The 21,967-nt window shown below is 38.5% G+C and carries 15 protein-coding genes, 1 tRNA gene, 1 rRNA gene and 8 pseudogenes; 14 read left to right on the forward strand and 11 right to left on the reverse strand.

The window, feature by feature from the left end; all coding sequences use genetic code 11:
* The first annotated feature begins 101 nt into the window (after positions 1–101).
* The 7 genes and pseudogenes from KA717_34200 (at position 102) to KA717_34230 (ending at position 5,752) form a co-directional block, all read left to right on the forward strand.
* Positions 102–1,448 carry an AAA family ATPase gene (locus KA717_34200; GenBank protein ID UXE60532.1) on the forward strand — a complete coding sequence of 449 codons (1,347 nt, stop codon included), beginning with the start codon at positions 102–104 and terminating at the stop codon, positions 1,446–1,448.
* Positions 1,449–1,634: 186 nt separating this feature from the next.
* Entirely contained in the window at positions 1,635–2,813 is a 1,179-nt protein-coding gene (locus tag KA717_34205) for a tetratricopeptide repeat protein (GenBank protein UXE60533.1), read from the forward strand.
* A 59-nt stretch (positions 2,814–2,872) separates the two neighbouring features.
* Positions 2,873–4,154: pseudogene (locus KA717_34210) on the forward strand (ISKra4 family transposase).
* A gap of 48 nt (positions 4,155–4,202) precedes the next feature.
* Complete coding sequence (locus KA717_34215; protein UXE60534.1) at positions 4,203–4,856, forward strand: tetratricopeptide repeat protein; 654 nt, start codon at positions 4,203–4,205, stop codon at positions 4,854–4,856.
* A gap of 30 nt (positions 4,857–4,886) precedes the next feature.
* Positions 4,887–5,168: a hypothetical protein gene (locus KA717_34220; protein UXE60535.1), complete on the forward strand. Its 282-nt coding sequence runs from the start codon at positions 4,887–4,889 to the stop codon at positions 5,166–5,168.
* A 24-nt stretch (positions 5,169–5,192) separates the two neighbouring features.
* A complete protein-coding gene (locus KA717_34225) occupies positions 5,193–5,402 on the forward strand; it encodes a hypothetical protein (GenBank protein ID UXE60536.1) in 210 nt (69 codons plus the stop codon).
* Positions 5,403–5,479: 77 nt separating this feature from the next.
* Positions 5,480–5,752 carry a DUF2442 domain-containing protein gene (locus KA717_34230; GenBank protein UXE60537.1) on the forward strand — a complete coding sequence of 91 codons (273 nt, stop codon included), beginning with the start codon at positions 5,480–5,482 and terminating at the stop codon, positions 5,750–5,752.
* An 85-nt stretch (positions 5,753–5,837) separates the two neighbouring features.
* Here the strand turns inward: KA717_34230 and KA717_34235 are convergent.
* Together KA717_34235 and KA717_34240 are read right to left on the reverse strand one after the other, a co-directional pair.
* Positions 5,838–5,911: transfer RNA gene (locus tag KA717_34235), tRNA-Pro, on the reverse strand.
* A gap of 1,246 nt (positions 5,912–7,157) precedes the next feature.
* A pseudogene (locus KA717_34240) lies at positions 7,158–8,494 on the reverse strand (IS5 family transposase).
* Positions 8,495–8,948: 454 nt separating this feature from the next.
* Here KA717_34240 and KA717_34245 point away from each other — a divergent pair.
* Positions 8,949–9,905, forward strand: a complete 957-nt coding sequence (locus KA717_34245) for an IS1 family transposase (protein ID UXE60538.1) — start codon at positions 8,949–8,951, stop codon at positions 9,903–9,905.
* A gap of 155 nt (positions 9,906–10,060) precedes the next feature.
* Here the strand turns inward: KA717_34245 and KA717_34250 are convergent.
* Positions 10,061–11,397 (reverse strand): annotated as a pseudogene (locus KA717_34250) (IS5 family transposase).
* Between the two features lie 129 nt (positions 11,398–11,526).
* Here KA717_34250 and KA717_34255 point away from each other — a divergent pair.
* Positions 11,527–11,721 (forward strand): annotated as a pseudogene (locus KA717_34255) (IS1 family transposase).
* 53 nt (positions 11,722–11,774) lie between these two features.
* Here KA717_34255 and KA717_34260 read toward each other — a convergent pair.
* The 5 genes and pseudogenes from KA717_34260 to KA717_34280 form a co-directional block, all read right to left on the reverse strand.
* Positions 11,775–11,957: pseudogene (locus KA717_34260) on the reverse strand (IS4 family transposase).
* 5 nt (positions 11,958–11,962) lie between these two features.
* On the reverse strand, positions 11,963–13,006 hold the full coding sequence (locus tag KA717_34265; GenBank protein ID UXE60539.1) for an IS630 family transposase: 1,044 nt from the start codon (positions 13,004–13,006) through the stop codon (positions 11,963–11,965).
* A 35-nt stretch (positions 13,007–13,041) separates the two neighbouring features.
* On the reverse strand, positions 13,042–14,169 hold the full coding sequence (locus KA717_34270; protein UXE60540.1) for an ISAs1 family transposase: 1,128 nt from the start codon (positions 14,167–14,169) through the stop codon (positions 13,042–13,044).
* A gap of 168 nt (positions 14,170–14,337) precedes the next feature.
* Positions 14,338–14,580 (reverse strand): annotated as a pseudogene (locus KA717_34275) (IS4 family transposase).
* Positions 14,581–14,690: 110 nt separating this feature from the next.
* Positions 14,691–15,971, reverse strand: a complete 1,281-nt coding sequence (locus tag KA717_34280; protein ID UXE64864.1) for an ISKra4 family transposase — start codon at positions 15,969–15,971, stop codon at positions 14,691–14,693.
* A 255-nt stretch (positions 15,972–16,226) separates the two neighbouring features.
* Here KA717_34280 and KA717_34285 point away from each other — a divergent pair, with 255 nt between their 5' ends.
* The 3 genes and pseudogenes from KA717_34285 to KA717_34295 all read left to right on the forward strand — a co-directional run bounded on the left by KA717_34285 (position 16,227) and on the right by KA717_34295 (position 17,570).
* Complete coding sequence (locus tag KA717_34285) at positions 16,227–16,655, forward strand: hypothetical protein (GenBank protein UXE60541.1); 429 nt, start codon at positions 16,227–16,229, stop codon at positions 16,653–16,655.
* Positions 16,621–16,827 carry a hypothetical protein gene (locus KA717_34290; GenBank protein ID UXE60542.1) on the forward strand — a complete coding sequence of 69 codons (207 nt, stop codon included), beginning with the start codon at positions 16,621–16,623 and terminating at the stop codon, positions 16,825–16,827. Before KA717_34285 ends, KA717_34290 begins: the two co-directional genes overlap by 35 nt.
* 110 nt (positions 16,828–16,937) lie before the next feature.
* Positions 16,938–17,570, forward strand: a pseudogene (locus KA717_34295) (IS4 family transposase).
* A 390-nt stretch (positions 17,571–17,960) separates the two neighbouring features.
* Here the strand turns inward: KA717_34295 and KA717_34300 are convergent.
* A pseudogene (locus tag KA717_34300) lies at positions 17,961–19,163 on the reverse strand (IS5 family transposase).
* Positions 19,164–19,312: 149 nt separating this feature from the next.
* Between KA717_34300 and KA717_34305 the strand changes: the two are divergent.
* The gene (locus KA717_34305) at positions 19,313–20,392 is read left to right on the forward strand and encodes an IS1 family transposase (GenBank protein ID UXE60543.1); all 1,080 of its coding nucleotides are present in this window, start codon (positions 19,313–19,315) and stop codon (positions 20,390–20,392) included.
* Here the strand turns inward: KA717_34305 and KA717_34310 are convergent.
* On the reverse strand, positions 20,366–20,584 hold the full coding sequence (locus KA717_34310; protein ID UXE60544.1) for a hypothetical protein: 219 nt from the start codon (positions 20,582–20,584) through the stop codon (positions 20,366–20,368). The genes KA717_34305 and KA717_34310 overlap by 27 nt on opposite strands.
* A gap of 605 nt (positions 20,585–21,189) precedes the next feature.
* Here KA717_34310 and KA717_34315 point away from each other — a divergent pair.
* A complete protein-coding gene (locus tag KA717_34315; GenBank protein UXE60545.1) occupies positions 21,190–21,567 on the forward strand; it encodes a hypothetical protein in 378 nt (125 codons plus the stop codon).
* Between the two features lie 237 nt (positions 21,568–21,804).
* Here KA717_34315 and rrf read toward each other — a convergent pair.
* Positions 21,805–21,922: ribosomal RNA gene (gene rrf / locus KA717_34320) — 5S ribosomal RNA — on the reverse strand.
* Between the last annotated feature and the right edge of the window lie 45 nt (positions 21,923–21,967).

Consider the following 21,967-nt stretch of genomic DNA (forward strand, 5'->3'; position numbering starts at 1 on the left):
TCTTGAGGCGCGATCTCGCTTGTTTTAATCGGGGAATGCGAAAATTGTTTTAGAATGAGGGCATTGTTCCAGAAACAGGCGATTGGTGGTGATGGGCTTTTATGTCTGAAGAATTGATGACGGAAATTTATAATGTCTTTGATCCCTTTGATCCACCTCCAAAAGCGGCCTACGTTAACTGTGAGGAGGTGCGGGGACGTTGGGATGTGTTGCGCGAGTTAGGGCGAAAAATTACTCGTAGCAAGGGTACAACCTGTCAGCTTTATACGGGGCATCGCGGAGTAGGTAAATCAACGGAATTGTTGAAACTAAAGAAGTGGCTCATTTCTCAGAATTATTTTGTGGTTTATTTTGCGGCGAATGATGAGGATATTGATCCAGGCGATACGAAATATATTGATATCTTATTGGCATGTACTAAACATTTAATTCAAGAGATTAAATTAGCAGATGAAAATCCCCTGAAAGGTTTAACGGATTGGTTAGAGAAACGCTCAGAAAGTCTGAAGGATTTGTTATTAACACCCTTAACTTTGGATGGGTTAAGTTTGGAACAAAAAGTTAGTGAATTTACCAAGATTACCGCAACTCTCAAGACTCAACCCGATAATCGTCAAGAGATCCGCGATAAAATCAGCCAGAATGCTCCAACTCTTTTGCAAGCATTAAATGAATTTATTGCAGTAGCGAAAAAATCATTGCCTGATAATCGTAAGGATTTGGTTTTAATCGTTGATAACCTGGATCGAATTTCTGAAAAGAAAACTGCCGCCGATGATCCAAGTAATTATGATGAGATTTTTCTTAAACACCATGAACAATTGCGGGGCTTAGATTGCCATCTCATTTATACCGTTCCGATTTCGATTGTTTATTCAGAACGTTGCACAGAATTACAAAATAATTTTGATGAAACTTCTGTTTTGCCGATGGTGATGTTACGAAATAAAGATGACAGTATTAATGAAAAAGGACTTGAGAAATTTCGAGCAATGATCATCAAGCGTATTGAGGAAGTGACTTTAAAAGATCAGCCTCATATTGGTCAGGATTTAGCTCAAGATCTAGACAGCAAGGTTTTTGTTTCTCCAGAAGTATTAGATCATCTCTGTTTGATGAGTGGGGGTCATCTTCGTTTATTGATGAAAATGATTCGGAAGGCGATCGACTGGACAGATGATTTACCAATTACAAAACAGGCGGTTAATATTGCGATTGAAGAAGCAAAAAACGATTATCGTAATACAATTTTTGATGCACAGTGGGCTTTATTACAAGACGTTGCGGCGACTAAACAAATCCTCAATAATAAAAGCGATCACCAATATCAGCGTTTATTAGCAAGTCGTTGTATTTTGCAATATCGCTATTACGATGAAAATGATAAATTGCAACTTTGGTATGATGTACATCCTTTAGTAAAAGATCTAGAAAAATTTTCTTCATAGGCAATGGTTAATATTCTAAACACTGACATTTCTGAACGAACTACGACAGAGGGATATCAAGCTTTTGTCAGATCGTTGCGGCGACACAAGGGTTTTGGTTTATTGTTTGTGGAATCTACGCCTGTGGGAGGTTTTGATCTAATCAAAAAAGTTTCATTTGATTTACAGCAAAAGAAAATAAATGTTTTGGTACTAAGCAAAGCAATTAATAACTTGATTAAACTAATTGAAGTTTTTCCTGGGCAAGAGAATCTCAATATTTTATTTATTGTCGGCTTAGAAAAATCATTAGTGGAATATATTCGCCCTGGTTATGGTGGGAAAGGGGATTATTATAATTTAGATACTATTCCTCCGATTTTAAGTCATTTAAACTGGCAACGGGAAAATTTTCGAGATCGATTTCGGCATTTGTGTTTTGTGTTTATCTTGCCCAAGTATGCGATCAAATATATTTCACTCCGTGCACCTGATTTTTTTGATTGGGGTTCAGGAAAAATTCAAATTGCAACAGAACGAGATTTAGTTGAGCAGGAAGTTTTTCGTTTAGCTTGGCTAGATTCTGGTTTTGAAACCTATCAAAATTGGACATTTCAACAACGCCTAGAAAGACTTGCAGAAATCCATACTTATCTCCAAGAAAATCTTGATCCTAACGAAAAATTTGATCTTTATTTTGAACAGGCTTTAATTCTTTCTACAAATGGTGATTATGAAGAAGCGATCGCCTCCTATGATCAAGCCTTGAAATTTAAGCCTGATTACCATGAAGCTTGGAACAACCGAGGAGTTGCGTTAGCTGATTTAGGCAGAATAGAAGAAGCGATCGCCTCCTATGATCAAGCCTTGAAATTTAAGCCTGATTACCATGAAGCTTGGAACAACCGAGGAGTTGCGTTAGCTGATTTAGGCAGAATAGAAGAAGCGATCGCCTCCTATAATCAAGCCTTGAAATTTAAGCCTGATTACCATGAAGCTTGGAACAACCGAGGAGTTGCGTTAGCTGATTTAGGCAGAATAGAAGAAGCGATCGCCTCCTATAATCAAGCCTTGAAATTTAAGCCTGATTTCCACGAAGCTTGGTACGGGCGAGGAATTGCGTTAGGGAAATTAGGCAAAATGAATGAAGCGATCGCCTCCTATGACAAAGCCTTGAAAATTAAACCTGATTTCCACGAAATTTGGTTTAACCGAGGAATTGCGTTAGGGAAATTAGGCAAAATGAAAGAAGCGATCACCTCCTATGAAAAAGCCTTGAAAATTAAACCTGATGACCACGAAGCTTGGTTTAACCGAGGAATTGCGTTAGGAAATTTAGGCAGATTGGAAGAAGCGATCGCCTCCTACGACGGGTGTGACCTTTAGTTGATGAAGGAAAAGAAAAGTGTTAACATGGGATGAAAAGTGACAAAGAGGAAACAATGATGACAGCAAAACTAATTAATGTAGAGGGTTCAAAGATAAAAATAGAACTAACATTAGAACTCAGTCGTTCAATGTTGGATACAGAAATAAATATTCAAAAAGGCTTAAACGAAGTAGGTTGCATCGCCAGCAAAGAAGCCTTGAAATATTTAGATACAGATGGTTCACCCTTAAAAATCGGTGAAGAAATCTGGAAGAGTAAGGGAGAGCAACCGAAAGAATATCAAACACCTTATGGTGAGGTTATAGTGAATCGTCATGTATATCAGCGTTCACCTTTGAGGAAAAACGTATTGCCCCTTAGAAAGAGAAGCAAGGATAATCATAACATCAACGCCATTATTGGCAAAACAGGTATCCTCAAAAATGTCAGGGATGGCAGGCAAAGAGGTGAAAAATGATTTATTAGAAAATCATGGTAGAAAAGTAGCGCTATCCTATATCCAAAGATTGAGTGAAGCAGTAGGAAGTGTGGTACAGGCAAAAGAAGAAGCGTGGAGTTATGCCCCGCCCAAGGAGGATAGCCAAATTGCAACAGTGGGAATAGGATTAGATGGAACCTGTATGCTGATGTGTGAGGATGGCTACCGTGAAGCAATGGTGGGAACCGTTTCCCTATACGATAGTGAAGGCGAACGTCAACATACAATCTATCTAGGTGCGGCACCAGAGTATGGAAAAAAGAGTTTTCTAGAAAGATTAGAAAGAGAAATTGAGCGAGCGAAAAACCGTTATCCAGAGGCAACATTGGTCGGGATAGCAGACGGGGCAGAATCAAATTGGAAGTTTTTAGAAAAGCAAACGGAAGAACAGATATTAGATTTCTATCATGCCTCTGGTTACTTAGGTGCCTTGGCAGAAGCGTTGCATCCGAATACCGTGTCAAAACAAAAAGAATGGTTGACTGAAAATTGTCGAGAACTCAAGCATGAAAAAGGAAAAGCAGGAGAACTGCTAAATCTGATGAAAGAAGTCAAAGAAGAAAAAAGTCATTCTAAGAATCTTACCGAGAAACTACAAGCGGCGATTACTTATTACGAGAATCATCAGCATCAAATGGATTATGCTGAATACTTAGAGAAAAAGTATCCGATTGGTTCAGGTGTTACGGAAGCAGCTTGTAAGACGTTGGTCAAACAACGATTATGTTGTTCAGGGATGCGATGGAAGGAAAAAGGAGCAGGAATTATTTTGAGCCTACGAGCTTTGGTATTGACCAAGGAACGATGGAGTCAATTTTGGGCAAAACTTGATCAATATGGGTTCCCTGTAGAACCCTGATTACAACAGCTTTTATCAACTAAAGGTCGCACCCCCTACGACAAAGCCTTGAAAATTAAACCTGATTGCCATAAAGCTTGGAATAATAGAGGCAGTGCGTTAGATAATTTAGGCAGATTAGAAGAAGCGATCGCTTACTATGATAACGCCTTGAAAATTAAACCTGATAAACCCGAAGTTTGGAACAATCTAGGTATTGCGTTAAGACAATTAGGCAGATTGGAAGAAGCGATCACCTCCTATGACAATGCCCTGAAAATTAAATCCGATTTGCACGAAGCTTGGAACAACCGAGGGAATGCATTAGATGATTTAGGCAGATACGAAGAAGCGATCACCTCCTATGACCAAGCCTTGAAAATTAAATCTAATTTCCACGAAGTTTGGAACAACCGAGGGAATACGTTATTCAATTTAGGCAGATTAGAAGAAGCGATCACCTCCTATGACCAAGCCTTGAAAATTAAACCCGATCTTGCTATCGGCTATTTCCACAAAGCTTGTGCCTATGCCTTACAAGAAAATATTACCTTCGCTCTCAATAACTTAAAACAGTCAATTAATCTCAATTCTAAATATCTAGAAATGGCAAAAACTGACACCGACTTTGATAAAATTCGCAATGATTTCCGTTTTATTAATTTAACTGAAGGTTTTATTAATTTAATTAATTTCCAAAAATTTAACTCAAGGTTTTATTAATTTAATTAATTCCCAAAATCAGAATTTACAATGATGAAATCCTCTCTATACTTAACTACAACCGTCTTACCTGGCAACAAAATTGAGATTCAAACCCCTGAGCTTAACGTTGGTCAATCCGTAGAAATTGTAGTTCTAATTCCCGACTCTTCTCAATCTGAACTTTCCCTAGAAGACCGTATTGCTTTTTTAAAATTCCCTCTTTTGGAGCGACAAAAAATTCTAAAAGAACAAGCAGAATCAATGGTAAATCACTATCAAGAAAACTCTGAATGGAAAGAACTATTAACCAATGACATCATTGACTATTAAATTTATTTTCACCAAACTAAAACTATGACTCTCAAAGAACAACTTCTCCAAGAAATTGAACAAGCTCCCGATCCTCTTGTGTCACAACTACTTGATTTTTTACTTTTTATCAAAGAACGACATCTCGAAGAAGAGATTACCGAAACAGAACAAGCCAATATTATTGCGTCCCTTAAAGATTATCAAGAAGGGAATTATCTCACCCTTGAAGAATATGAGGCAATGCAAGCGTGACCTACAGAATCATTTGAAGTTGCAAGCCTTGTTTAAAATTTAAAAATCAAATCTACCTAAAATCATGGAGGCATGGAATGAACACTGCAATTGAGCCACGCTTATTAAATATCAAGATTACCGACGCTGAAATTATCGCAATCTTAGTAGATGGAAGAACCATTAGTGTACCTTTAGTTTGGTCATGGCGTTTATCGGAAGCAACCCCCGAACAACGACAAAACTTTGAAATTCTTGGTAATGGTGAAGGCATTCACTGGCCAGATATTGATGAAGATATTAGCGTTTTAGGAATGTTAACAGGTTCTCCTGCTGGTCGTTTTCATTCAACGACAATTCAAGCCGCTTAAATACTTTGTTTTAATACGATAAAAACGCGATCGCCGACTATAACAAAACTAGTCGTGATTCCCGTTTTATTTCGTTAACGTACAATCGGGATGACAGGATTTGAACCTGCGGCATCTTGCTCCCAAAGCAAGCGCGCTACCAAGCTGCGCTACATCCCGTTAGTTTAGAGTTCCATTGTAGGATAACTTGTCGCCAATCGGCAGATTTTACCGCTTTTTTTCCGAATCATTTCTAGAAAGTGACTGCTCCTCTAGATGATATCAGGGCCGAAAACCCATCTCCAGAGAGGATGACGGGGGTCTAGAGACTGAATTTTTTTAACTTGATTTTCCCAACGGAGTTGCTCCCTAGGTGAAATGCCCCAACAGAGATGCTGGCTGTGCCAGACAAGAACAGAACCCGTTAGACCAATACAGAAAAATAAGCAAAAGGCGGGGACTAATTGAAAGGCTAACCCGTAACGGATGGCAACCCAGGTAAAATGATCCTGTAATAACCCTAAATCCCCTCGCAATCGCCATAGAGACCAGGGGGCCAGAATTAACCAAGCACTGACTACCAAAAACCAACGTCCATAGAGGTTAAGTTGATAAAGTCTTCAGCAAAAATAAATTCAGAACGATTTTGCGTCGTTTCAGCGATTCACCAAATTGTCAAGAATTGTAGAGTCCTTTTGGTGTAAGGTTTTCAGAGCTATCAAGTTTTGAATTTGGAATTGCTGTAAAGTCTTTGAACCGGTTGAGATATATTTGAATTCATGGGATTGATCGCCTGGCCATGACAGGAGCGGATGACATGACAGAACAAGCTTATTGGTACATTCTTGAAATAGACGGTGGCAACTGTGAGATAAGCTGTCATCAGTTTAACTTGCAATAGTACTTGATCCCTTGTTTTTGATTTTGCGCCCCCAACGGATTGTCAATCCGCCTTCATTAAGAAGTTTTTTGATGAGAGATTCTAATTCCTCAAGTGACTTGAACAATTTATTCGCAATATACTCTTTTGGTGAATGCGGGTTAAAGTGTTGACAGCTTACAATCCTTCAAATTGCCATTGGGCACTGGTATCGTCTAGCTAGAAGCTACAAACGTTGCAATACGAGAGGTTCAAGAAATCAGGCGAATTTGGAGTAAGTCCTCCCAAGTTAACCCTTTTTCAATTAGGGCTTGCTGAAAAAGTCAAAAAACGAAAGAAATGTGGGTTAGGGAAGTATGGACTGAAAAAGCATAGATAACTTATCCTTATAGAAACAAATTAAAATACAGATTTTGTTTAATCTATTGTTCCTTTCTGTCTAAAAAGGTCAACACAAATCACTCCTCACAAAAGAGAGGAAAATTAACACCATTTTTCACAAGAAAAACGACTCTACAACTTTTTACTTTTTGTTTTCTTTTTTGTCTTCTGAAGTAGAGTAGAAAGATTCATTACCAAAAAGTTCATCGCAATTACCGTTTCCGAGGTCTCAGGTAGTTTGGCCATCACTCGACCAAGACTAAATTTCCTCTTTCCCTGTCCGAATTTACCCTCAATGGCATTACGCACTCTTTCATCTGAGCGTGCCTCTTTCTTTTTTTCTTTGCTCACCTCTTTCGGCGGTCTTCCCAATCGGGGACCACTCATTCTTATATCCCTTTCTTTACAATAAGCTCGATTCGCTTTTGTTCGATAGATTTTATCCACATGAACCGATTCCGGATAACATCCTGTTTCCCTTTTATATTCTTCTATTCGCGCTTGTAAATCTCCCGATTCGTTGTAATTATCCCAACTTAATTTGTCTAAGAAGACAAAGCCATTCACATTACTTGCCGATATTTTAGCTCCAAACTCTACTGCTTTTCCCGCTTTTCCACGCACTATTGGACGCACGTGAGGTTGGCTTACACTCACAATTCTGTTTTCTACTTTATTTGTCTTTTTTTCATACATTTCTAACTGTTGCTCATACACTTTTCCTATCGTTACAAGCTCTTCTTGCTCTTTTTTCGTTAGTTTTTCTAACTTTGCTCCCTCTTCTATCATTTTTTCTATATGAGACAAGTTTCTTTTTATATATCCTAGTTGTTTTTTTGTTCCTTTTCTTCTTTCTTTTTTTGACACACGACGTTTTTTTGCTATGGCTAAGTACTCTTTTCTTGCCACTTCCCTATAAGTCCTCGGCTTTTCTTTCCTTTTCTCTTTTATTTCTTCATACAGCTTATCTATTATTTTTTCTGTTTTTTCTCTGGCATCATTCAATATTCCTATATCCGTTGGATATTTTATATCTGCTGGTGTACAAGTCGCATCTAACAATAACTTTCCTTCATTTTCTTTTTTTTCTGACGCTACACCCGTCGCTTTTTTTCTATTTCTTTATTAATTTTATTTATTAATTCCATTCCTATTTTTTTACGAAAATGAACCATCATTGACGCATTAAATGCTTCTTTGCTACTATAGCTTTCCATTCCTATAAAGTACTGTAAATAAGGGTTCTCTTTTATTTGTTCTACTGTTTCTCTGTCACTTTTTCCTGAAATTTCTTTGATAATTAATGCTCCTAATGCCATTCTAAATGATTTGGCTGGGGCTCCTTTTTTTTCTGTGAAGTTTTTTGCATATTCTTCCTCATATTCTTCCCAGGGAATCATTTTTGACATTTCTATCCAACGATTTTCTTCGTCTAACTGCCCGCCGAACAGATTTTTCAAGTTTTCTGGTGTTTCAATTGAGTACTGTTGCTTTCGGTACATCTGCTTTCTCTCTTCTTAATGCAATGGTTTTGAGGCATTCTACCCTATTTTCGTGCATTCTAGCGGTTCTTAATTCGCCTACTATTTTTCTCCGTAAAGGTTTCAGCTTTTTTCAGCAAGCCCTACTTATACAGCGATTTCTCTTGACCTAACAAACGACGATCTTGACTCGACCTTACTAATAGATGCTCTCTTCTTCCATCTCCTATCCTTGCCCATGCCTCATACAGGTCACTTTCACGGTCTCCTATGTGCGTCACCATCTTCGCTCCCCCCGCATTTAAATAGTTCTGGCTCTTGGCTGCTGGGAACTGGTATCGTCTGATCAAAGTTGGAAAAAGTTATGGTGTAAGGCTTTGAGAAAATAGAAAAATAGTTTAAGACTAGACATCGGCTCGTTTTTATTATACTATTATTATTGTCATTATATCAAAGAAGAAGGAAACAGAAAAAAATGTCAATATTAAAGAAAAGCTCTATGGAAATCCTGAATGATGTTGGCTTGTGCCAAGAGAAAGAGGATGCCTTATTCAAGAAAAACTGTCCTCATTGCTATAGTGAAAAAGTAAAAATACATTCTCATTATCAAACGAAAGGTAACGGGGAACGTAAAATGTTCATTTGTCAAGAATGTAGTTCTTGTTTTGCTGAGACTTATGGTAGCGTAATCGCTGGCTTAGAAACCCCATTAAGTGAAATTGTAAAAGTATTAAAAGCCAGAATGGAAGGAATAGGATTAAATGCAGCAGCCCGAGTATTCGGCTACGCGAAAACAACAATATTGAATTGGGAAAAGAAATTATCAGGATTACAAGAGACATTATTTTTATACGCCTTGGTGAATGAATTTGTTAAATTAGTAATAGAAAGGGATGAACTATACACAAAAGTTAGGAAAAATAAAGAAGCAAGTGCCTCTGAGGGGTGGACAATCGTGCTCATGGACAGGGCTAGCCGCTTTATTTGGCATTTAAAATGTGGTCGAAAAGAGCAGAAATTATTTCTAGAAGCAATGATGACGGTAGCGGAATTATTTGAAAGGAGTGCAGAATCTCTCCAGTTATTTACAGATGGAGAAAAGCGATATAGTCAACTGCTATTTGATATTTGTCACGAAGTATTAAGGACTGGAAAGCGAGGTCGTCCCACCAAAGTATTACCGAAGGGTCTTGTGGTAAGACTAAAAAATAAGAGTAGTAAACGTCGAGATTCTGAGGGTAAACTAAAGAAAGTAGAAACTCCGAAACCAGAACATCCTGAGACAACAGAAAAACCAGAAGAAAAGGACGTCCATGCCAACCACGTTGGGGCATTTAATAGTGCTATCCGACGCTATTTAGGGCTTGCTGAAAAAGTCAAAAAACGAAAGAAATGTGGGTTAGGGAAGTATGGACTGAAAAAGCATAGATAACTTATCCTTATGGAAACAAATCAAAATACAGATTTTGTTTAATCTATTGTTCCTTTCTGTCTAAAAAGGTCAACACAAATCACTCCTCACAAAAGAGAGGAAAATTAACACCATTTTTCACAAGAAAAACGACTCTACAACTTTTTACTTTTTGTCTTCTGAAGTAGAGTAGAAAGATTCATTACCAAAAAGTTCATCGCAATTACCGTTTCCGAGGTCTCAGGTAGTTTGGCCATCACTCGACCAAGACTAAATTTCCTCTTTCCCTGTCCGAATTTACCCTCAATGGCATTACGCACTCTTTCATCTGAGCGTGCCTCTTTCTTTTTTTCTTTGCTCACCTCTTTCGGCGGTCTTCCCAATCGGGGACCACTCATTCTTATATCCCTTTCTTTACAATAAGCTCGATTCGCTTTTGTTCGATAGATTTTATCCACATGAACCGATTCCGGATAACATCCTGTTTCCCTTTTATATTCTTCTATTCGCGCTTGTAAATCTCCCGATTCGTTGTAATTATCCCAACTTAATTTGTCTAAGAAGACAAAGCCATTCACATTACTTGCCGATATTTTAGCTCCAAACTCTACTGCTTTTCCCGCTTTTCCACGCACTATTGGACGCACGTGAGGTTGGCTTACACTCACAATTCTGTTTTCTACTTTATTTGTCTTTTTTTCATACATTTCTAACTGTTGCTCATACACTTTTCCTATCGTTACAAGCTCTTCTTGCTCTTTTTTCGTTAGTTTTTCTAACTTTGCTCCCTCTTCTATCATTTTTTCTATATCAGACAAGTTTCTTTTTATATATCCTAGTTGTTTTTTTGTTCCTTTTCTTCTTTCTTTTTTTGACACACGACGTTTTTTTGCTATGGCTAAGTACTCTTTTCTTGCCACTTCCCTATAAGTCCTCGGCTTTTCTTTCCTTTTCTCTTTTATTTCTTCATACAGCTTATCTATTATTTTTTCTGTTTTTTCTCTGGCATCATTCAATATTCCTATATCCGTTGGATATTTTATATCTGCTGGTGTACAAGTCGCATCTAACAATAACTTTCCTTCATTTTCTTTTTTTTCTGACGCTACACCCGTCGCTTTTTTTCTATTTCTTTATTAATTTTATTTATTAATTCCATTCCTATTTTTTTACGAAAATGAACCATCATTGACGCATTAAATGCTTCTTTGCTACTATAGCTTTCCATTCCTATAAAGTACTGTAAATAAGGGTTCTCTTTTATTTGTTCTACTGTTTCTCTGTCACTTTTTCCTGAAATTTCTTTGATAATTAATGCTCCTAATGCCATTCTAAATGATTTGGCTGGGGCTCCTTTTTTTTCTGTGAAGTTTTTTGCATATTCTTCCTCATATTCTTCCCAGGGAATCATTTTTGACATTTCTATCCAACGATTTTCTTCGTCTAACTGCCCGCCGAACAGATTTTTCAAGTTTTCTGGTGTTTCAATTGAGTACTGTTGCTTTCGGTACATCTGCTTTCTCTCTTCTTAATGCAATGGTTTTGAGGCATTCTACCCTATTTTCGTGCATTCTAGCGGTTCTTAATTCGCCTACTATTTTTCTCCGTAAAGGTTTCAGCTTTTTTCAGCAAGCCCTATTTATCTGCCTTTCGTCGTCGTACAAATACTTATGCTAAATCTGTTGTGGGATTACAGCGAGTACTAGATATTTTCTGGATGGTTCATAACTTTGTTCGCAGCCATTTTACGACTAGAGAAGTTCCTGCTGTAGCTCTCGGTATAATTGAAAAAGGGTTAACTTGGGAGGACTTACTCCAAATTCGCCTGATTTTTTGAACCTCTCGTATTGCAACGTTTGTAGCTTCTAGCTAGACGATACCAGTGCCGGCTGCTGATACTAGCCATTTGTTGGATTCCTTTTCCTCTATTGGTAGTTTCTGGTAGTTTCTTTCCTCCTTACTGGGGCGCGATTCTTCACGATTCCACAATTGCACCGAACTTATTCCCAAGGGAAAGCCATTTTTGCCATTTAGTACTAGCGTCGGATGCAGAAAAAAGCCTATGTCTCGGTTATACTTCAAACGTTCATAATCTGAGATTTATCAAAGCGTTGAAATCGTAAGGTGAGCAAAGAATCAAGCTCCTCCTTATATTTTACGTTAGCATCCTCAAGACATCCTGAAATTGCTGCAGAAAACTGCGTAAAATCTTCATAATATTTTGCGTATAAACACTTTTTCTTCACAAACTTCCACAGTCTTTCAATTAAATTCAAGTTAGGAGAATAAGGAGGTAAGTACAGTAACTCTATTCCTAATGATTCTGCCAACTCCTGCACAATTCGGCATTTTTGATAACGAGCATTGTCTAATACCAACGTAATCGGTATTAATAGTCCTAATTCTGCTATCTTTTCTAGGAGTTCACAAACCTGAGTTCCCATAATATAAGAACTGTTCGTTACCATAATTACTTCATGGGTAATTGCATTTAATGCTCCTAACACATTAAAACGTTTTCTCCCTGATGGTGACTTAATAAAAATCCTCTTGAAGCACCATATAAAATTTACAAATGCTCCCATTACAAAATGAGAGGCATCTACAAAGAAAACTGCCCTTTTTCCTGCTTTTGCCTCTTCTAGCCTTGGTTCTAGCTCTTTTTCTCTATAGCTATCCTGAGCTTCTACATCTGCTTTTGATGGAATTGTTCCCACCTTTAGACACCTCATTCCTATTGACTTTAAAAATTTTCTGACTTGCGTTGGACTTCTTTTTATTCCCGTTAATTCTTCTATTCTTTTTACTGCTTCATTTATTGTTGCTGGTGGATTTGACTCAAAATATGCCTCAATTGTCCCTTGATGCTCTGTTAACTCACTTTTCGGGCGATTAAATTTTATTTCTTTTAGTTTTTCTATCCCGCCCTCTTGATAATCACGGATATAGCTTGTCACCGTATTTACTGAAACTCCTGCGAATTGAGCAATTTTTTGATGAGATAATCCCTGACTTTTTAACCATAAAACTTCCATCTTTAGCTGTACTCTAGGATGCGGGTGATTAAACCGACCGTAAGACAACAGTCTTTTGTCTTCTTCCGTAAATTCTAACTTAATCATTTCTCAGCCTCTTGACTACTCAGGGCAAACGCATCTTATCCGAGTAAAACCTTAAGGAGATAGTCCTCGTCCCAACCAGCGCGTAGCCGTTTATTCTTGATACCAAGTTTCAGAGTATTTTCCTTTGTGAGCAAGTTAAGAGCGATATGGCGTAAGACGGCTAAATTCTCAGGAGCAAAATCCTTACGAATGCGACAAGCATCCTCGTTGAAGGCCAAGTCTAGAACCCAATGTAAAGAGTTTTCTATCAACCAATGACTACGAACAGATTGGGATAATTTTTGAGCATTACTCGGCAGGCTACTGATATAGTAGCGAGTCTCATACTCTGTTTTGTCTTTCAATCGTCTCTCCGCTTTAATCATACAGATGCTCGTCAACTTTGCCCATTTCTCCCCACCCAGCAAAAATTCTGTTTGTTCCATCGTCCAGCAACGGCGAATTTCAATCCGTCCATGTCCCTTGTCTATTGTTTGATGAAAATCATGCTTAATTCCCACAAAATTAACCGATTGAGCATGAGCAAATAATTGTTCAACATCCTCACATAAATTACCTTGATTGCCTTTCAATGCCAAAACATAATCTCCCCCTCGCCCTACTATCTGTTGGGCAATCTTTGTCTGAGTTCCCATGGCATCAATCGTTACGATACAACCTTTGACCTCTAGCATTTTCAGGAGTTTAGGAATCGCCGTGATTTCATTCGATTTGCTTTCCACCTTGCACTGTCCTAGTACTAGACGATTTGCTGTTGCCCATGCACTTACCATCTGAATTGCGCCCTTTCCGTTGGCATTGTCATAGGAGTGGCGAAGGGTTTTGCCGTCAATCGCTATCACTTCTCCTTCACTTACCTCCGCTATACTTTTGACCCAATGCAGAAAACAGTCTTGAAATTGCTCTGGATTCAGACTAGCAAATACACGCGCAAACGTATCGTCGGAGGGGATGCCATTCGGCAATTCCAAAATTTTTTTTAGCCATTGATGTTTAGCCTTGCCGAAACTTTCCATGGCTACCCAACCTTCTGCTCCACAAATGACGGCTAAGATGGCAATCGTTAGAATATCAATGAGTTTATGCCGTTTTGTTCGTTCGATGCGAGGGTCATCTATTTCGGCAAAGTGTTCTACCAGTCTATATTTGGGTCGGAGTTTCATCGCTTTTGTTTTCTATGCACTTTCCCTTATTTTCCCTTATCCATCCCTCTATAATGTTCTTGTATCTGTATCATTTTTAGATGCGTTCGCCCTGCTTGACTACTTTTTCTATTTTTACTATATTATCTCTTATTTTTAAAATTCGCAACTTGTGACCGTGTTCAGTATATTTCCCACTACTCCCTGCCCTTCTGCCTTCAGTCGTCCTCTGTGTGCCTCCAAGTTAATTTCACTCGTATCATTTACTGCTAATACGTGTAAGCCTTCTACTTGCTGCTCACAATGCTCTGATAAGCTTTGTATTAGCTCTGATACTGTCACCTTGTCATTCTCCAAAAAGCGGTAGTAACCTACTTGCTCGGCACGGTTTTTGCTCATTTGACGGATGTTTACCGATTGCTTCCGCAACATTGCTTCATACAATTCCGCCCCCTTTTTACTAAGCGTGGGTCTCCAAATGCTTTTCCTTTTGCCTGTTCAGCGTGAAGGGTGCGACCTTTAGTTGATAAAAGCTGTTGTAATCAGGGTTCTACAGGGAACCCATATTGATCAAGTTTTGCCCAAAATTGACTCCATCGTTCCTTGGTCAATACCAAAGCTCGTAGGCTCAAAATAATTCCTGCTCCTTTTTCCTTCCATCGCATCCCTGAACAACATAATCGTTGTTTGACCAACGTCTTACAAGCTGCTTCCGTAACACCTGAACCAATCGGATACTTTTTCTCTAAGTATTCAGCATAATCCATTTGATGCTGATGATTCTCGTAATAAGTAATCGCCGCTTGTAGTTTCTCGGTAAGATTCTTAGAATGACTTTTTTCTTCTTTGACTTCTTTCATCAGATTTAGCAGTTCTCCTGCTTTTCCTTTTTCATGCTTGAGTTCTCGACAATTTTCAGTCAACCATTCTTTTTGTTTTGACACTGTATTCGGATGCAACGCTTCTGCCAAGGCACCTAAGTAACCAGAGGCATGATAGAAATCTAATATCTGTTCTTCCGTTTGCTTTTCTAAAAACTTCCAATTTGATTCTGCCCCGTCTGCTATCCCGACCAATGTTGCCTCTGGATAACGTTTTTTCGCTCGCTCAATTTCTCTTTCTAATCTTTCTAGAAAACTCTTTTTTCCATACTCTGGTGCCGCACCTAGATAGATTGTATGTTGACGTTCTCCCTCACTATCGTATAGGGAAACGGTTCCCACCATTGCTTCACGGTAGCCATCCTCACACATCAGCATACAGGTTCCATCTAATCCTATTCCCACTGTTGCAATTTGGCTATCCTCCTTGGGCGGGGCATAACTCCACGCTTCTTCTTTTGCCTGTACCACACTTCCTACTGCTTCACTCAATCTTTGGATATAGGATAGCGCTACTTTTCTACCATGATTTTCTAATAAATCATTTTTCACCTCTTTGCCTGCCATCCCTGACATTTTTGAGGATACCTGTTTTGCCAATAATGGCGTTGATGTTATGATTATCCTTGCTTCTCTTTCTAAGGGGCAATACGTTTTTCCTCCTACTGAACGCTGATATACATGACGATTCACTATAACCTCACCATAAGGTGTTTGATATTCTTTCGGTTGCTCTCCCTTACTCTTCCAGATTTCTTCACCGATTTTTAAGGGTGAACCATCTGTATCTAAATATTTCAAGGCTTCTTTGCTGGCGATGCAACCTACTTCGTTTAAGCCTTTTTGAATATTTATTTCTGTATCCAACATTGAACGACTGAGTTCTAATGTTAGTTCTATTTTTATCTTTGAACCCTCTACATTAATTAGTTTTGCTGTCATCATTGTTTCCTCTTTGTCACTTTTCATCTCATGTTAACACTTTTCTTTTCCTTCATCAACTAAAAGTCGCACCCAGCGTGAATGAGTATCGGGTTGGTCATTTTTCAGTCCTCTTTTTAGTGGTTTTTCCCTTTTTCTAGTTTACACTCGACTTGTGTGTACACAGTAGCACTATGAGCAGGGACGAGAGAATAAACCAAAGGGACACGGGCGTGACCTTTAGTTGATGAAGGAAAAGAAAAGTGTTAACATGAGATGAAAAGTGACAAAGAGGAAACAATGATGACAGCAAAACTAATTAATGTAGAGGGTTCAAAGATAAAAATAGAACTAACATTAGAACTAAGTCGTTCAATGTTGGATACAGAAATAAATATTCAAAAAGGCTTAAACGAAGTAGGTTGCATCGCCAGCAAAGAAGCCTTGAAATATTTAGATACAGATGGTTCACCCTTAAAAATCGGTGAAGAAATCTGGAAGAGTAAGGGAGAGCAACCGAAAGAATATCAAACACCTTATGGTGAGGTTATAGTGAATCGTCATGTATATCAGCGTTCACCTTTGAGGAAAAACGTATTGCCCCTTAGAAAGAGAAGCAAGGATAATCATAACATCAACGCCATTATTGGCAAAACAGGTATCCTCAAAAATGTCAGGGATGGCAGGCAAAGAGGTGAAAAATGATTTATTAGAAAATCATGGTAGAAAAGTAGCGCTATCCTATATCCAAAGATTGAGTGAAGCAGTAGGAAGTGTGGTACAGGCAAAAGAAGAAGCGTGGAGTTATGCCCCGCCCAAGGAGGCTACTGTGTACACACAAGTCGAGTGTAAACTAGAAAAAGGGAAAAACCACTAAAAAGAGGACTGAAAAATGACCAACCCGATACTCATTCACGCTGAACAGGCAAAAGGAAAAGCATTTGGAGACCCACGCTTAGTAAAAAGGGGGCGGAATTGTATGAAGCAATGTTGCGGAAGCAATCGGTAAACATCCGTCAAATGAGCAAAAACCGTGCCGAGCAAGTAGGTTACTACCGCTTTTTGGAGAATGACAAGGTGACAGTATCAGAGCTAATACAAAGCTTATCAGAGCATTGTGAGCAGCAAGTAGAAGGCTTACACGTATTAGCAGTAAATGATACGAGTGAAATTAACTTGGAGGCACACAGAGGACGACTGAAGGCAGAAGGGCAGGGAGTAGTGGGAAATAACCGAGACATAGGCTTTTTTCTGCATCCGACGCTAGTACTAAATGGCGAAAATGGCTTTCCCTTGGGAATAAGTTCGGTGCAATTGTGGAATCGTGAAGAATCGCGCCCCAGTAAGGAGGAAAGAAACTACCAGAAACTACCAATAGAGGAAAAGGAATCCAACAAATGGCTAGTATCAGCAGCCAAGAGCCAGAACTATTTAAATGCGGGGGGAGCGAAGATGGTGACGCACATAGGAGACCGTGAAAGTGACCTGTATGAGGCATGGGCAAGGATAGGAGATGGAAGAAGAGAGCATCTATTAGTAAGGTCGAGTCAAGATCGTCGTTTGTTAGGTCAAGAGAAATCGCTGTATAAGTATCTAGAAGAGCAACCCTGTGAGGGAACAGCAATTCTAAATTCAAACAGTAACATAAGATACAGACGTTATCTCGCTTTTATGAAGTTAAAAGAGATTTCGCTGATTTCTGACGTTTTTCGTACTTCCTCCTCGAATCTTAGCCTCTTGGAGAGTCAGCAACCTGCAAACAAACTTGATCAATCACTAAATAGGGCTTGCTGAAAAAGTCAAAAAACGAAAGAAATGTGGGTTAGGGAAGTATGGACTGAAAAAGCATAGATAACTTATCCTTATGGAAACAAATCAAAATACAGATTTTGTTTAATCTATTGTTCCTTTCTGTCTAAAAAGGTCAACACAAATCACTCCTCACAAAAGAGAGGAAAATTAACACCATTTTTCACAAGAAAAACGACTCTACAACTTTTTACTTTTTGTCTTCTGAAGTAGAGTAGAAAGATTCATTACCAAAAAGTTCATCGCAATTACCGTTTCCGAGGTCTCAGGTAGTTTGGCCATCACTCGACCAAGACTAAATTTCCTCTTTCCCTGTCCGAATTTACCCTCAATGGCATTACGCACTCTTTCATCTGAGCGTGCCTCTTTCTTTTTTTCTTTGCTCACCTCTTTCGGCGGTCTTCCCAATCGGGGACCACTCATTCTTATATCCCTTTCTTTACAATAAGCTCGATTCGCTTTTGTTCGATAGATTTTATCCACATGAACCGATTCCGGATAACATCCTGTTTCCCTTTTATATTCTTCTATTCGCGCTTGTAAATCTCCCGATTCGTTGTAATTATCCCAACTTAATTTGTCTAAGAAGACAAAGCCATTCACATTACTTGCCGATATTTTAGCTCCAAACTCTACTGCTTTTCCCGCTTTTCCACGCACTATTGGACGCACGTGAGGTTGGCTTACACTCACAATTCTGTTTTCTACTTTATTTGTCTTTTTTTCATACATTTCTAACTGTTGCTCATACACTTTTCCTATCGTTACAAGCTCTTCTTGCTCTTTTTTCGTTAGTTTTTCTAACTTTGCTCCCTCTTCTATCATTTTTTCTATATCAGACAAGTTTCTTTTTATATATCCTAGTTGTTTTTTTGTTCCTTTTCTTCTTTCTTTTTTTGACACACGACGTTTTTTTGCTATGGCTAAGTACTCTTTTCTTGCCACTTCCCTATAAGTCCTCGGCTTTTCTTTCCTTTTCTCTTTTATTTCTTCATACAGCTTATCTATTATTTTTTCTGTTTTTTCTCTGGCATCATTCAATATTCCTATATCCGTTGGATATTTTATATCTGCTGGTGTACAAGTCGCATCTAACAATAACTTTCCTTCATTTTCTTTTTTTTCTGACGCTACACCCGTCGCTTTTTTTTCTATTTCTTTATTAATTTTATTTATTAATTCCATTCCTATTTTTTTACGAAAATGAACCATCATTGACGCATTAAATGCTTCTTTGCTACTATAGCTTTCCATTCCTATAAAGTACTGTAAATAAGGGTTCTCTTTTATTTGTTCTACTGTTTCTCTGTCACTTTTTCCTGAAATTTCTTTGATAATTAATGCTCCTAATGCCATTCTAAATGATTTGGCTGGGGCTCCTTTTTTTTCTGTGAAGTTTTTTGCAGGAACTGGTATCGTCTGATCAAAGTTGGAAAAAGTTTATGGTGTAAGGCCTTGAGAAAATAGAAAAATAGTTTAAGACTAGACATCGTCCCGTTTTTATTATACTATTATTATTGTCATTATATCAAAGAAGAAGGAAACAGAAAACAATGTCAATATTAAAGAAAAGCTCTATGGAAATCCTGAATGATGTTGGCTTGTGCCAAGAGAAAGAGGATGCCTTATTCAAGAAAAACTGTCCTCATTGCTATAGTGAAAACGTAAAAATACATTCTCATTATCAAACGAAAGGTAACGGGGAACGTAAAATGTTCATTTGTCAAGAATGTAGTTCTTGTTTTGCTGAGACTTATGATAGCGTAATCGCTGGCTTAGAAACCCCATTAAGTGAAATTGTAAAAGTATTAAAAGCCAGAATGGAAGGAATAGGATTAAATGCAGCAGCCCGAGTATTCGGCTACGCGAAAACAACAATATTGAATTGGGAAAAGAAATTATCAGGATTACAAGAGACATTATTTTTATACGCCTTAGTGAATGAATTTGTTAAATTAGTAATAGAAGGGGATGAACTATACACAAAAGTTGGAAAAAATAAAGAAGCAAGTGCCTCTGAGGGGTGGACAATCGTTCTCATGGACAGGGCTAGCCGCTTTATTTGGCATTTAAAATGTGGTCGAAAAGAGCAGAAATTATTTCTAGAAGCAATGATGACGGTAGCGGAATTATTTGAAAGGAGTGCAGAATCTCTCCAGTTATTTACAGATGGAGAAAAGCGATATAGTCAACTGCTATTTGATATTTGTCACGAAGTATTAAGGACTGGAAAGCGAGGTCGTCCCACCAAAGTATTACCGAAGGGTATGGTGGTAAGACTAAAAAATAAGAGTAGTAAACGTCGAGATTCTGAGGGTAAACTAAAGAAAGTAGAAACTCCGAAACCAGAACATCCAGAGACAACAGAAAAACCAGAAGAAAAGGACGTCCATGCCAACCACGTTGAGGTATTTAATAGTGCTATCCGACGCTATTTATCTGCCTTTCGTCGTCGTACAAATACTTATGCTAAATCTGTTGTGGGATTACAGCGAGTCCTAGATATTTTCTGGATGGTTCATAACTTTGTTCGCAGCCATTTTACTACTAGAGAAGTTCCTGCTGTAGCTCTCGGTATAATTGAAAAAGGGTTAACTTGGGAGGACTTACTCCAAATTCGCCTGATTTGTTGAACCTCTTGTATTGCAACGTTTGTAGCTTCTAGCTAGACGATACCAGTGCCTTTTTGCATATTCTTCCTCATATTCTTCCCAAAGAATCATTTTTGACATTTCTATCCAACGATTTTCTTCGTCTAACTGCCCGCCGAACAGATTTTTCAAGTTTTCTGGTGTTTCAATTGAGTACTGTTGCTTTCGGTACATCTGCTTTCTCTCTTCTTAATGCAATGGTTTTGAGGCATTCTACCCTATTTTCGTGCATTCTAGCGGTTCTTAATTCGCCTACTATTTTTCTCCGTAAAGGTTTCAGCTTTTTTCAGCAAGCCCTAAATAGAGCATTACGCTGATTCTACATATTGATACAAAACCCCTTGACCGTAAGCACTTCAAGGCTTTTGTATCTTGGACTACATTCTGAATTTGGAATTGCTGTTCTGAATTCAGCAATTCCAAATTCAAACGGTAACATAAGATACAGACACTATCTCGCTTTTATGGTGTCAAGAGAGATTTCGCTGATTTCTGACGTTTTTTGTACTTCCTCCTCGAATCTTAGCCTCTTGGAGAGTCAGCAACCTGCAAACAAACTTGATCAATCACTAAATAGAGCATTACGCTGATTCCACATATTGAAACAAAACCCCTTGACCGTAAGCACTTCAAGACTTTTGTATCTTGGACTACATTCTGAATTTGGAATTGCTGTTCTGAATTAGTTTTGCTGTCATCATTGTTTCCTCTTTGTCACTTTTCATCTCATGTTAACACTTTTCTTTCCCTTCATCAACTAAAGGTCACACCCATCGGAAGTGATTACGGCCAAGGTCAGACGCATTCACCTTAAATCTCATCTTTTCCAAATTGCCCTCGACTTTCCCGATGCTTACCGTACGAGTAATCAAGTTGACCGACCGATGAATTACTTTGACCGTGTGCTTTATTCTATGCAATATTTTCACGGCAATCTAACATCGGCGAGATTAACTGTTCGCTCTCTTGCCTTATTGTGGAATTTTCGTCCTTACTGTCGTAAAACTCGTGTTCGGAAGCAGGGACAACTTTCTCCCTTTGAGAGTCTTAATGGTTTTCGTTATCATGACCATTGGCTTCGGAATCTCTTGATTGCTTCCTCTCTCAATGGTCGTCGTCCCCTCTCTTCTCATAGACACAAACCCCTGCGGAACTAGGTTCAAGTCACTTGAGGAATTAGAATCTCTCATCAATAAACTTCTTAATGAAGGCGGATTGACAATCCGTTGGGGGCGCAAAATCAAAAACAAGGGATCAAGTACTATTGCAAGTTAAACTGATGACAGCTTACAATAACGTATTGTTGAGTAGCGTAACCCATATCATCCCTATCCCAAAAATGAAAACCCTCCCCACTTGCATGAGAAAGGAATTGTTTATTGTAGAAAGAATAATCTTGGCATGGAGCTATTGTTCCAGAGGGCAACCCCAAAAGTATCGTCGCCGCAGACACGTTTCACAGCCGAGTTCGGGATGGGATCGGAGTGGTTCCATGACGCTAAACACACCAAGAAGTGGTTCTCACAAGAACCCTCAAGACTGCATAAAAAAGAGAAA

Origin of the sequence: Woronichinia naegeliana WA131 (assembly GCA_025370055.1) — a bacterium.
GTDB lineage: Bacteria > Cyanobacteriota > Cyanobacteriia > Cyanobacteriales > Microcystaceae > Woronichinia > Woronichinia naegeliana.

What these genes read in the sequence shown, in the direction of transcription:
- KA717_34285 (UXE60541.1), top strand. Translation starts at nt 16,227, where the DNA reads ATGAAAAGTGACAAAGAGGAAACAATGATGACAGCAAAACTAATTAAT.
- KA717_34265 (UXE60539.1), bottom strand. Translation starts at nt 13,006, where the DNA reads ATGATTAAGTTAGAATTTACGGAAGAAGACAAAAGACTGTTGTCTTAC.
- KA717_34220 (UXE60535.1), top strand. Translation starts at nt 4,887, where the DNA reads ATGATGAAATCCTCTCTATACTTAACTACAACCGTCTTACCTGGCAAC.
- KA717_34310 (UXE60544.1), bottom strand. Translation starts at nt 20,584, where the DNA reads ATGTACCGAAAGCAACAGTACTCAATTGAAACACCAGAAAACTTGAAA.
- KA717_34225 (UXE60536.1), top strand. Translation starts at nt 5,193, where the DNA reads ATGACTCTCAAAGAACAACTTCTCCAAGAAATTGAACAAGCTCCCGAT.
- KA717_34290 (UXE60542.1), top strand. Translation starts at nt 16,621, where the DNA reads ATGTCAGGGATGGCAGGCAAAGAGGTGAAAAATGATTTATTAGAAAAT.
- KA717_34245 (UXE60538.1), top strand. Translation starts at nt 8,949, where the DNA reads ATGTCAATATTAAAGAAAAGCTCTATGGAAATCCTGAATGATGTTGGC.
- KA717_34200 (UXE60532.1), top strand. Translation starts at nt 102, where the DNA reads ATGTCTGAAGAATTGATGACGGAAATTTATAATGTCTTTGATCCCTTT.
- KA717_34270 (UXE60540.1), bottom strand. Translation starts at nt 14,169, where the DNA reads ATGAAACTCCGACCCAAATATAGACTGGTAGAACACTTTGCCGAAATA.
- KA717_34280 (UXE64864.1), bottom strand. Translation starts at nt 15,971, where the DNA reads ATGACAGCAAAACTAATTAATGTAGAGGGTTCAAAGATAAAAATAGAA.
- KA717_34305 (UXE60543.1), top strand. Translation starts at nt 19,313, where the DNA reads ATGTCAATATTAAAGAAAAGCTCTATGGAAATCCTGAATGATGTTGGC.
- KA717_34230 (UXE60537.1), top strand. Translation starts at nt 5,480, where the DNA reads ATGAACACTGCAATTGAGCCACGCTTATTAAATATCAAGATTACCGAC.